Source organism: Mycobacterium sp. (genome assembly GCF_035274705.1).
Taxonomy (GTDB): Bacteria; Actinomycetota; Actinomycetes; order Mycobacteriales; family Mycobacteriaceae; genus Mycobacterium.
This window is the reverse complement of record NZ_DATENY010000037.1, coordinates 25,494-37,373: the sequence shown is the minus strand read 5'-3', so window position 1 is coordinate 37,373 and position 11,880 is coordinate 25,494. Positions and strand designations below refer to the sequence as shown.

Below are 11,880 nucleotides of genomic sequence, written 5' to 3'. Positions count from 1 at the left end.
GTGGGGGATATACACGCGACGCATGCAACGGCTGGATTTGTGACATCGGTATCGGGGTACATAGGCACATGCGTCCAAAGACACTGGTCAGCACTGCCGGAGCAGTTATCGTCACCGCCGCCGTGGGTGGGCTGGCGAGTCGGCCGGCGGCGTCCAGCTGGTATGCGCGGCTGAAGAAGCCGTCGTTTCAGCCACCGCGGCAGGTATTTCCGATCGTGTGGCCAGTTTTGTATGCCGACATCGCCGCGGTGTCCGCGTCGACGATCGACCACCTACGCGACACCGACCGGGCCGAACAGGCAGCGGAGTACAGCGGGCTGCTCGCGGTCAATCTCGTGCTGAACGCCGGTTGGACGTGGCTGTTTTTCGCGCGGCGCCGACTCGGCGCTTCGGCCGTGGCGGCCGGGGTTTTGACCGCGAGCAGTGCCGATCTCGCACGACGGGCTGTCGCTGCTCGCGGTCGCCGGGCAGCGGTACTCGGCCTATACCCGTTGTGGTGTGCGTTCGCGACGGCGTTGTCGACACGGATCTGGCAACTTAACCGCCGAGGCTGCTAAACCCCCACGGGACCCGCCCTCACCTGCGATTATGGCGATTGAGCGCAGCGGAGGAGGCGCGAAGTGTTCACGATGGGATTTCGAACGATTCTCTGTGCGGCGGCAGCCATTGCGTTGGCCGCATGCTCGGGTGGCGGGGGTGGCAGCGCCACCTCGACGAGCCCAACACTCGCCGGCGCGCCCCGAACGACCATCGCGTTGGTGACACACCAGACACCGGGCGACACATTTTGGGATCTGGTCCGCAGAGGCGCGGAGGCCGCAGCGGCCAAGGACAACATCGACTTGAAGTACTCCCACGACCCCGACGCCGCCCGACAAGCCGACCTCGTCCGCGCGGCGGTGACCACCAAGGTCGCCGGTATCGCCGTCACGCTCGCGAAGCCGGAGCTGATGGCGCCGGCGGTGCAGGTGGCGATCGCTACCGGAATCCCTGTCGTCGCAGTCAATTCGGGGATTGCCGACTGGAAGGCCATGGGTGTGCTGGAGTACTTCGGCCAGGACGAAATGGTCGCCGGCCAAGCCGCCGGAGAACGCTTCACACACGAGGGCGCCAAGGACGCGTTGTGCGTGATCCACGAGCCTGGTCACGTCGGACTTGAATCCCGCTGCGCGGGAGTGGCGAAGGGCTTCAACGGCAGAACGCAGATTCTCTACGTCGACGGTGTGGACAAGTCGACGGTCAAACGCGCGGTGATGGCCAAGCTGCAGGAGGATTTCGGCATCGACCGGATCCTCACGCTTGGCGCGCCCATCGCGCTGGCCGCGTTGGAGGCGGTCGGTGAAGCCAACAGCTACGCCAGGGTGGCCACATTCGACACCAACGCGGCGGTCGTCCAGGCGATCAAGAACGGCACCGTGGAGTGGGCGATCGATCAACAACCGTTCCTGCAGGGCTATCTGGCGGTCGACTCGTTGTGGCTGTATTTGATCAACAAGGACGTGATCGGCGGCGGTCAACCGACATTGACGGGGCCGTCGTTCGTGGACGAGTCCAACATCGAGTCCGTCGCCGAGCTGGCCGAGGCCGGCACCCGTTGATGCCGTGACGGTCGTCTTCCTCACCGGCGATGTGATGACCGGGCGGGCAATCGATCAACTGCTGCCGCATCCCGGTGACCCGACACTGCGGGAATCCGTTGTCCGCGACGCCCGAACCTACGTCCGGCTCGCCGAGCAGACGAACGGCCGCATTCCCGCCCCGATCGAGTTCACCTGGCCATGGGGCGAAGCGCTGGGGATGCTCGACGAGTTCGCGACCGACGTCCGGCTGATCAATCTGGAAACCAGCATCACCGGCCGTGGCGAATTCGCGCCCCACAAGCGGGTGCACTATCGGATGCATCCACGCAACATCGGATGCCTCGCCGTCGTCCGGCCAGACGCCTGCGCACTCGCCAATAACCACATCCTCGACTTCGGGCACGACGGGCTTACGGATACCCTTCGCACCCTCATTGATTGCGGAATTGGCTGTGTAGGAGCGGGTTTGGATGCCGAACAGGCCGAGCGTCCGGCGGTGGTGGAGCAGCGCGACGGCAGCCGGGTGGTGATCGCCTCGTGCGGCATGGCGTCGAGCGGCATTCCACACAGCTGGGAGGCGACCGACGACCGGCCCGGTGTCGCGTTCATACCCGACATGTCCGATCGCAGCGCCCGACGATTGGCCGGCCGCGTGCTGGCATTGAAGAGACCGGGAGACATCACGATCGTCTCGCTGCACTGGGGCTCGAACTGGGGCTATGACGTTGACCCCGCGCAGATTCGCTTCGCACATCGACTCGTCGACGAGGGTGTCGATGTCGTGCACGGCCACTCGTCGCACCATCCGCGACCGATCGAGGTCTACCGCGGCAAGCTCATCCTCTACGGATGTGGGGACACCATCGACGACTACGAAGGCATCGGGACCTACGAGTCGTTCCGGCACGAGCTTCGGCTGCTGTACTTTCCGACGATCGACCGCTCTACCGGCACCCTGAGCCTCTTGCGCATGATGCCGATGCGGATGCGCAGGATGCGGCTCGAACGGGTCCCCGACAAGGACGCCGAATGGCTACGCACCACCGTCGAACAAGCGAGCCGACGTTTCGGGACCCGTATCGACCGTACGGCCGATAGCGTCCTTACGGTCGGAGCGTGAACTCGAGATGCAGCTCGGCTACGCCGAATTGGCAATGCGTAATCGGGTGGAGGTCGGCCGCCGCACCTTGGGGCTGCGTAGACCAAAACGCTCCCCGTAATCCTCAAACCCATTGGCAAGAAAGGAAACTTCTATGAAGACGGCTGTCGTCACCGGAGGCGGCTCGGGTATCGGACAGGCAATCGCCAATCGTCTGCGCGCGGACGGCTATCACGTTGCCACGATCGACCTCAACCCGTCCGACGACGAGTTCGCGCATACGGCGGACGTGACCGATCGAGCGCAGATCGATGCCGCGCTCGCCGCCATCCGCACTCAGGTGGGGCCGGTGACAATCCTGGTCAATGCGGCCGGGCTGGACGGGTTCAAGAACTTCATCGACATCACTTTCGACGAATGGCAACGGGTCGTCGACGTGAACCTCAACGGGGTCTTCCACTGCATCCAGGCCGTGCTGCCCGACATGCTCGAGGCCGGCTGGGGACGCATCGTGAACATCTCCTCGTCGAGCACCCATTCGGGCACGCCGTACATGTCGCACTACGTCGCGGCCAAATCTGCGGTCAACGGTCTCACCAAGTCGTTGGCGCTGGAATACGGGCCCGAGGGCATCACCGTCAACGCGGTGCCACCGGGCTTCATCGATACGCCCATGCTGCGCAATGCCGAAGCCCGCGGCAGGCTCGGCGACATCCAGGCCACCATCGACAAGACGCCGGTGCGCCGCATCGGTAAGCCCGAAGACATCGCAGCCGCATGCGCATTCCTGATCTCGGAGGAGGCCGGTTACATCACCGGCCAGATCCTGGGTGTGAACGGAGGGCGCAACACCTAGCGTCTAGGCGCTGTGCGACCATGATCGGATGTCGACGGAGCCGGCGCATTTCACGCTGACCGAAGGCGGCGAGTTCATCCCGACGCCTTTCGCTCAGAGCCATTGGGGCGACGACCATCTCAATGGCCCCGCCGTCGTCGGGCTGGCTGCGCGTGCATTGGAGAACCACAGCGGATCACCCGACTTCACGCCGGCCCGGTTGACCGCGGACCTGTTCAGGGCCGCGCGCAACGTGCCGACGACTGTCGACGTGCGTGTGGTCCGCGATGGGCGACGGGTGCGCAGTTCGGACTGCGATGTCGTGCAGGACGGCCGCGCGGTAGCGCGTGCGACGCTTGTGCAATACCGGCGTTCGTCCCCACCACCTGGCCAGCTGTGGACATCCGACGCATCGTTCGGGGACCTGCCGGAACCCGACGACACGGTGTTCCCGTACGTCGGCAGCGAGTCTGTCGGTTGGACGCGCTCACCGGCAGCCCATCAGAACGACTCGCGGAAGCGGTTTTACAACGATTCGATCAAAGTGGTTGTGGGGGAGAAGAACTCTCCGTTCGTCCGGGCCGTGATGCTCGCCGAGGCCACCAGCCTCGTGACCAACCTCGGGTCCAAGGGCATCGGCTACATCAATGGTGACCTGACTGTGGGCTTATCGCGTCTGCCGGTCGACGAGTGGATCGGTATTCAAGGCGACTCACACTGGGCATCTGAGGGCGTCGCGGTCGGGACTGCAACCCTGTTCGACCATCAGGGTGCGTTCGGGTCCGGGATGGTGACCGCGGTCGCCAACCCTGCTGCGCAGATTGACTTTTCGGACCAAGCCTTCCCGTTGAAGGGCATCAATTACGAATAGCTGCTACTTGGTGCCGAAGATGCGGTCGCCCGCGTCCCCGAGGCCGGGCACGATGTAGCCGTGCTCGTCGAGTTGACGGTCGATCGCGGCGGTGTAGATCGGCACGTCGGGATGGGCACTCTGCATGGCATCGATGCCCTCGGGGCAGGTCAGCAGACAGACGAACTTGATGGACTTGGGGCTGAATTCCTTCAATCGCTCGACCGCAGCGACGGCAGAATGCCCCGTTGCCAGCATCGGGTCGACCACAACGACATCGCGCTCGTGCAGTTCGCCGGGCATCTTGAAGTAATACTCCACGGCCACCAGGGTTTTGGGGTCGCGGTACAGGCCGATATGGCCGACGCGGGCGCCCGGTACCACGGTCAACATGCCGTCCAGAATGCCGGTGCCGGCCCGCAGGATCGATACGAAGACCAGCTTCTTACCGTCGATGACATTGCCGGTCGTGGTTTCCAACGGCGTCTCGATCTCGATCTCATGCATCGGCATATCGCGCAGCACCTCATAGGCCATCAGCGCGGAGATCTCGTGCAGGAGTTGGCGAAAGGTGTTGGTCGAAGCCTCTTTCCGACGCATCAGCGTCAGCTTGTGCTTCACCAACGGGTGGTCAATCAGGTGTACGTCGCCCATGTCGTCGAAATCCTCGTTTCAGAAGACCGTGCCATCGCTGGCGATGGTCAACGGCGGCAGTCCATTTCGTAGGCTCTGGGCCAGCGCGCGCCCGGCAGCCCAGGTGCCGCCCTCCAAAATGCGGGCCAACGGCAGCTGTTCTGTGCCAACACCCAACAGCGCGCGCACGAGCGGTGCCAGTTCATCGAGAAGTGCCACGGTCATCGCCCGCCATTCGACCACGAGCTCGTCGCCCACCGCCCAGGTGCGCGCCGCCCAGTCGGGGTCGCGCAGACATAACACGCCGGTGTCGAGAAGCAGTCCACCGTTGCGGTATTCGGGCAACCCGGTCAGCGTGTCTGTGCCTGTCACGGGCACATCGGCCCATCCGAAAGGCTCCAATAACGAGTAGGTCAACCACTGCGACAACTTGTGAAACGGCATCCAACCTTGTGTGAGCCCCGGTCCCTCTACCGCATCGTGACGCCAGCAGTCACCCAGCGGTTGCGTATCTATTGCATTGTCTGACAACCAGATTCGGGACAGCGATGTCAACAGCAGCGATAAGATGTCCTGGGCGCCAACCGAGTGGCGTGACGCGGTGAGTGTGTCGAATAGGCCGCCGGGCCGGCCCGGGGCGCCAAACACGTCGGGCTGTGCGGCCAGGGCCTCGCCTAGACGACGCAGCACCGATTCGCGGCCTTGCAGGCCGATGAGCGGATTGGACGATCCGGCTTGGAACGCGTCGGCCAACTGGTCTGCAGTCAGGTCACGCAGCCCGGCCGCGTCGACCTGAAGCGGGTTCGCGGCGTCGCTGGAAAACAGCCCGTCCAGGAACGCGTGCCAGCTGGCCACGGCCAGGCCTTCAGAGCGTGTGAACCGTTGCCCGGTGGCGGCCTCGTCGTACTGCCATCCCGGGCCGGCCCCGGCGTCGAGCAACACGCTGATCACGGTGAGGTCGATCATTACGCGGGCGCGTGCCGGCGCGTCCATCCCGGATAGGCGAGCATCCAAGTGCGCCTTGCGATCCACACCGCCGGCCTCGAAATGCCGCCATCGGCCATGGATCGGGATGTCCAGGCCCGGATAGCGACGACGCGTCACGTCGGCGACCTCGACCGCAGCGCTGTGCAGTGCGTCGTCGTGCACGCTGAACCAGCGCGAGTCGCCGGCACGCGCCCTCTGCAGGAGCTGTCCTGCGCGTTCCCGGATCGCGGTCGTGGTGCGCAACGCCGCGGCCGCGCCATCGGGCCGGCGGGTGTCCAGACCGGGACTGACGCCGACGCTCATGGATGTAGTTCCCTGCCTTTGGCTTTCTTCAATTCGTCGATGCCCGGAACGGGCCCTGTGGTGAAATAACCAGCGGCCATCTTGGCGTCGATCTCCACCCGGGCGTCGGCGGGGATGAGCTCCTCGGGGATGTTCACGCGCTCGCCCACCTCGATGCCCGCGCCGGTGATGGCGTCGTACTTCATATTGCTCATCGAGACAAGGCGGTGAATCTTTGTGATGCCCAGCCAGTGCAGGACGTCGGGCATGAGTTCCTGGAAGCGCATGTCCTGCACGCCTGCTACGCACTCCGTTCGGGCGAAGTACTGGTCGGCGGTATCGCCGCCGACCTGGCGCTTGCGCGCGTTGTAGACCAGGAACTTGGTCACCTCGCCCAAGGCGCGGCCTTCCTTGCGGGAGTATGCGACCAGCCCGACGCCGCCGCGCTGCGCACCCTGGATGCATTCCTCTATGGCATGAGTGAGGTACGGGCGGCAGGTACAGATGTCCGAGCCGAACACGTCGGAGCCGTTGCACTCGTCGTGCACGCGCGCGGTCAGCTCGACACCGGGATCGGCCAGGTCACGGGAATTGCCGAAGATATAGATCGTTTGCCCGCCGATCGGCGGCAGGAAGACCTCGAGGTCCGAGCGCGTCACAAGCTCTGGGTACATGCCGCCGGTCTCCTCGAACAGCACACGACGCAGGTCCGCCTCGCTACAGCCGAACCGCTGCGCCACACCGGGCAGGTACCAGACGGGTTCGATCGCCGCCTTGGTGACCAGGGCAGCGCCGTTCGGCAGCAGGATGCGGCCATCCGGGTGAAGGCGGCCTTTCTGTATCGCGTCGGTGATCTCCGGAACGATCACGTGTGCTTTGGTGACGGCGATTGTCGGACGGATGTCCAAGCCGGCGGCCAGTTCGGCCGAGAAGGCGTCGGCGACCGTGGCGCCCCAGGGGTCGAGGCTGACGATCTTGGCCGGATCGCTCCACTGGGGGTACGGGCCGAAGACATCCGTGGGTGTGGTGTTCGTGAGATCCGCCTTGTGCTGGCGGGACAGCGCGCCGGCTGCGACGGCCAGCGCACGGTAGACGCTGTAGGAGCCGCTGTGGGTACCGATTGCGTTGCGGTGGGCACGGCTGCTGGTGGTGCCGATCACCGGCCCACGCTCGGCCGCGGTGGCCGCGCCCCATCGGATGGGCGGAGCTCCCGTCCCGGCGGCGTGCGACGTCAGCCGGATATGGCCGCTGGCGGGCTTGGGTAGCGGCGCGGCGCCGGCTTCAGCGGACATGGTCGCTCCTTCTCCAAGAAGGCCCGGTGGCACGCCACCGGAAAGGCGCCAGCATAGCGACTCTGTAGCAATCATGTCGGCGGTCGCGAACGCTGGTGCGGATCGCGTAGCGGAATGGCTACGAAGAGACATCCCACGGGACGTATTAGACAGACGAAACACGAAGCATGACAGCGTTATTCGTTACAGTGACGTATAACGCGGCGTAGCGGGAGGGGAGAAATTGGGGGTGTAAGTCACCAACCCCAGCCGCCGCCCTTGCGTCCGTCCCCTGGGGTGGAGGAGTTGTGTCCGGGTGCCGGTCGCGGCGGTGGCGCCACACTGATCGGCGCCCGCGTCACATCGCGCTGGGGTGGTTTTTGAGAAGACGGCGCAGACGGTTCCCATTGGCTGTCGCCGGTATATACCGGCGGGCTGGCGGGCTCGGCCGGTGGCGGAGGAGGTGGGGGTGGGAGCGGAGGAGGAGCAGGCGGTGTGGTCTCCACGTGGGTCACCGTTGACTGGGCGCTAGACGGGGGCGGCGCGGCGCTGGTCGAGGCGTCCGGCACCACCGTCGTCGACTCCTCATCAGCCCCGCCGGGCATCTGGATGATCAGCACGCCGACCGCTGCTACGGCGGCGACGGCGGCGACGACCACCAGCGCCTTCTTGGTGCGGTACCACGGCGGCGTAGGCGACTTAAAGCTCAGCGTGCGAAAGCTGTCCGCAAAATCCGAGCCGATCGGACGAGGCCGGAATACGTGAGGTGGAGCCGCATCGTCGTCTTCCCAGACGGTTGGCTGCGGCTGATCGTCCGGGACTACGGGCTGCTCGTCCAGGTAGTCGGGTTGATCTTCGACATGATCGGGTTGATCTTCGAGACGATCATGGATGTCAGCCACTGGAATAGGCTCGGTACCAGGATCCCGGTCGTGCCCGTACCAGCCGTCGCCGTCATCCGGTTCGGCCTGCAGGTAATCGAAGTCCAAATCGCTGTGGACTCCGCGCTCGGTCACGCATCGATGCTAGCGCGCCAACGTTGACGCCACATGGGCGTTCATACGGAGGTCAAGCCACCATTTCCCCTGCGCGCCGTGGTGGATCGTATCGATGGCCCGCGCAAACAGACGAACACCGCAGCGCGGGAAGGGAATTCACCAAAGTGGACACGGGCTACCCGAGCAGGTAATCGTCACTGTGACGTATTGTATTCGGCCGGTCCCGGACACTCGGTAGCGGGCCCGGGGGCATGGCGTCACAGTGACCAATCGCACCGACGTCGTCGGAGATGAGATCGTTGAATTACGAACGCGGGCAGGTGATTCAAACGATCATCAGCGTCGTCAGCGGCTCAAAGTGTGAGATATTGAGCCGGGGCCAGCGACAACGGCCTGCGAGAACATATGTCGACTGGTTTGGTTCTAGAGCGGACAGACTTGCTTAATCCAGTTTTCGATGGCGTTGTTGTACTTGTCGTAATCGGGGTCGTCGAACTGCGCGCCGCCCGTGCCGACAAAATGCTCGACCGCCGCTTTGACCGGCGCGGGGAGATCGTATTTGGCGAAAGCGTCGCCGGCCTTGCGCGCGGCATCGGCGTCGGTTGCCGTCGCCAGATCGAGGTTCGCCTGGGTGATTTCGACGCACGCGCTTCCATCTAACGGCTGGCCAGCTGCCTCTGTCTCGGACGAGCTCGTCTGAGGCGATGGCGAAGGTGCCGACACGCTCGGCTTGGATGCTGCCGGGGAAGGGATGGTCGGCTTGGTAGTTGAGCAACCCGACACGGCCAAGGCGACGGATGTGATTGCAACTGCCATCAATCGATACATAGAGACAGACCTTCCACGCAATTGCGCCATCAGTGCGCCCGGGGCGGCGCCGAGCCAAGCTAACAACGCGGGTTTGGAATCTGATTGGAGTGGTCGACCCGGGCATCTGGTACGCCCTTTAAGCCGATGCCGCCGACATTCTGCTGTGCGCCGTGCGAGCCGCCATCTCGCGGGAGCTGGTGGACCTGTGGCGTGGAGGGCCGGCCGAACGGCCTGGCACATGGGGCCGACACCACCAACAACGAGGAACGGATTCAGCAACAGCATGAAAAAACCCCGGTCCGCGGAGATTCAGGCAGCTACGCGATCTCTCGGATCCAGCACCTTCACAGCCCGACGGGGAAGTCGGTATATGGGAAGGCAATTCACTTTGCTAGGCCGCGACGGCCGTTCTGTTGGGCGGGTTGTGAGCTGTTCGGTCGAACAGGGGGCCCACTCGAGAGCCGCGAGAGCTCAATTCAACGACTCGCGCGCGGCGCCATCCTGGTTTCTGTAGTCACGCCTGCGCGAAGAGTTGGCGATCGACAAAGTGCAAGTCGTTGGGGTCGAAGAACTTGTTCGTCCAGGCGTCGGTCGTCCCCAAGAACCACTCGGCGTCCTCTGCAGCGGCCTCTGGTGCGGCGGCTGCCACCGCGACAGAGGGCGCTTTAGGCGCCTTCGACAACGTGTCTAGGAAGTTGAAGTGGTCGACGAGCAGCAGCGCCTCGATCGCGAACACCGTCGCTACGTCCCCATCGGAGATGGCCAGGAGATTGTCGCCATTGACTTGCTCGCCCTTGAGGGCCAGGTTCGACGACCCGCAGTAGACCACTGGGTCCGGACCGTTGAAGCCACACACCACGAACTTGTGATGGACCTGGTGCCCGGAGCCGACGCCGGGTACCTGACTGAACGGCTTCGGGAGCTGCGTGCCCACCGGCTTGCCGGTGACGAGGACACCTTCCCTGCTACCTATCGGGTACAGCGAAATCCCCTGGGGTGAATCGGATATGCCGAAGCTGAAGATCGACTGGTTTGTGTGGATGTTGCCGAGGGCTTCGTAGACCGGGTTCGACGTCTTGTTGTCGAATTGCAGCTCCATCACTGCGAACAACACGCTGCCGACGGTGGGGTTCTGCTGGCCTTCCTGTTCGACGCGGTTCGTCAGCCCGTCGATGATTTGTTGCGCGACAGGCTGGCGGTGCGGCGAGAACGTGATGGATGTCTGTGGTGTCGATTGATCGGGTCCGCCGAACTCGAACGGATGTTGCGCCCACTGGGAATCGGCGAACACCATGCGCACGTCGTCATTCCATGCCTCCTGGAACACCGCGGCATACGTGCCGGCCACGTCGCGGTCGTCGAACACCATGACGTGGTTGGAGTTGACGTACAGGCCGGTCACCGAGAAATTGGTGGATCCAGTGAGCACCGTCTTAGGGCCTGTGGAATCCGACACGATGAACACCTTGTCGTGGGCGTAGCGGCCGAACTTGCCGCGCTTGATCGCGCCGACACCGGCCTGCTCGACGAACGCCTGCTGAAACTGGTCTTCACGTTTGGTGTTACCCGCGTTGTGATGCAAGGCGGCATCGTCGAGGATGATGCGTGCCCGGTTGTCGGCTCCCAGTTGTACGAGCAGCTTCATCACGTCGGGTTCGCCGAGGTCGTAGGCGAACACGTCGAGCGACAGCGTGTTGTCGTCAACCACTTCTTGCAGCAGGTCAAGGATGCACTTGCGAGCGGTGAAGCCAAGCCAGTCGTACTCTTGGGCGAACGTGAAGTGCTCGCCCTTGTCGTTGGTGCCGGCTTGTTGCGAGGTGTCGAAGAGTAAATCGGCGTTCTTCGGCTGGATCGGCGCCTTGATGCCGAAGTGACGAACGAAGGCTTGCGACTGGGTGAACCCGCGCGTGAACGCGACCTGGAGATTGCCCTTGACGAACGGCTCAACGTCGATGTCGACGGACACGCCGAGCGAGTCGTCAAGAGCAGTCATCGTCCCGTTGGCGAAATAGCGCGGCGTCACTGTGTACCGGTAGGTGCCGAATGCCGGTGACAGGTCCTGATGCGCTTGTCCGGGGACGTGCACCCAGCGGAACTTGTGGATCGGTGCGTTGACGCTGGACTTGGCCGGCTCGTTGGGATCTTGTGCGTGGTCAGCAGGTTTCGCGAATCGCAATGTGTTCCAGATGTAGAACGGGTCAACTCCCGGTGGTTTCACCTGGATCGTGAAGCCCGCAAGCTGATGGCGTGCAGCGTCTGTAACGTCGAAAGCCAGCAGTGTTTTGGCGTCGCCACGGTAGGCGCTTACCGACAGAGGTCCGTTACTTGTGTGAACTACCGACATTGGTTCTCCCCGCGTGTGATCCGACACTTATCCAGATCCCAGCAGCCGGACCGCGGGACGTCACGAGTAGTGCAGTACTCGAATCCGGTCGGGTTACTTGGTCGAGGTCGCGCGGCAGAAGTGTTATCCCCCTCTCCACCTTCGCTTTTCAGTAAACACACAGCAGACGCTCAGCAAGAACACGGACCCCG

The 11,880-nt window shown here is 63.8% G+C and carries 11 protein-coding genes; 5 read left to right on the top strand and 6 right to left on the bottom strand.

What is annotated here, in order from left to right; all coding sequences use genetic code 11:
- The first annotated feature begins 68 nt into the window (after positions 1 to 68).
- The 5 genes from VJV41_RS09655 (at position 69) to VJV41_RS09635 (ending at position 4,385) form a co-directional block, all read left to right on the top strand.
- Positions 69 to 557 carry a TspO/MBR family protein gene (locus VJV41_RS09655; protein ID WP_325333080.1) on the top strand — a complete coding sequence of 163 codons (489 nt, stop codon included), beginning with the start codon at positions 69 to 71 and terminating at the stop codon, positions 555 to 557.
- Positions 558 to 629: 72 nt separating this feature from the next.
- Positions 630 to 1,598, top strand: coding sequence for a substrate-binding domain-containing protein (locus VJV41_RS09650; RefSeq protein ID WP_325333079.1), 969 nt, complete (start codon positions 630 to 632; stop codon positions 1,596 to 1,598).
- Between the two features lie 4 nt (positions 1,599 to 1,602).
- A complete protein-coding gene (locus VJV41_RS09645; RefSeq protein WP_325333078.1) occupies positions 1,603 to 2,700 on the top strand; it encodes a CapA family protein in 1,098 nt (365 codons plus the stop codon).
- Positions 2,701 to 2,833: 133 nt separating this feature from the next.
- Complete coding sequence (locus tag VJV41_RS09640) at positions 2,834 to 3,535, top strand: SDR family NAD(P)-dependent oxidoreductase (RefSeq protein WP_325333077.1); 702 nt, start codon at positions 2,834 to 2,836, stop codon at positions 3,533 to 3,535.
- 28 nt (positions 3,536 to 3,563) lie between these two features.
- Complete coding sequence (locus VJV41_RS09635) at positions 3,564 to 4,385, top strand: acyl-CoA thioesterase domain-containing protein (protein WP_325333076.1); 822 nt, start codon at positions 3,564 to 3,566, stop codon at positions 4,383 to 4,385.
- A 3-nt stretch (positions 4,386 to 4,388) separates the two neighbouring features.
- Here the strand turns inward: VJV41_RS09635 and upp are convergent, their stop codons facing one another.
- From upp to VJV41_RS09605, 6 genes are all read right to left on the bottom strand, one after another.
- A complete protein-coding gene (gene upp, locus VJV41_RS09630) occupies positions 4,389 to 5,018 on the bottom strand; it encodes a uracil phosphoribosyltransferase (protein ID WP_325333075.1) in 630 nt (209 codons plus the stop codon).
- Positions 5,019 to 5,036: 18 nt separating this feature from the next.
- Positions 5,037 to 6,287 (bottom strand): URC4/urg3 family protein, encoded by a 1,251-nt coding sequence (locus tag VJV41_RS09625; protein ID WP_325333074.1) that lies wholly within the window; start codon positions 6,285 to 6,287, stop codon positions 5,037 to 5,039.
- A complete protein-coding gene (locus tag VJV41_RS09620) occupies positions 6,284 to 7,558 on the bottom strand; it encodes a GTP cyclohydrolase II (protein ID WP_325333073.1) in 1,275 nt (424 codons plus the stop codon). The genes VJV41_RS09625 and VJV41_RS09620 overlap by 4 nt, the downstream gene beginning before the upstream one ends.
- A 236-nt stretch (positions 7,559 to 7,794) precedes the next feature.
- On the bottom strand, positions 7,795 to 8,553 hold the full coding sequence (locus VJV41_RS09615) for a hypothetical protein (protein ID WP_325333072.1): 759 nt from the start codon (positions 8,551 to 8,553) through the stop codon (positions 7,795 to 7,797).
- Between the two features lie 405 nt (positions 8,554 to 8,958).
- Positions 8,959 to 9,363, bottom strand: coding sequence for a hypothetical protein (locus VJV41_RS09610; RefSeq protein ID WP_325333071.1), 405 nt, complete (start codon positions 9,361 to 9,363; stop codon positions 8,959 to 8,961).
- A 496-nt stretch (positions 9,364 to 9,859) separates the two neighbouring features.
- Positions 9,860 to 11,689 carry a phospholipase D-like domain-containing protein gene (locus tag VJV41_RS09605; RefSeq protein ID WP_325333070.1) on the bottom strand — a complete coding sequence of 610 codons (1,830 nt, stop codon included), beginning with the start codon at positions 11,687 to 11,689 and terminating at the stop codon, positions 9,860 to 9,862.
- Positions 11,690 to 11,880 lie beyond the last annotated feature (191 nt).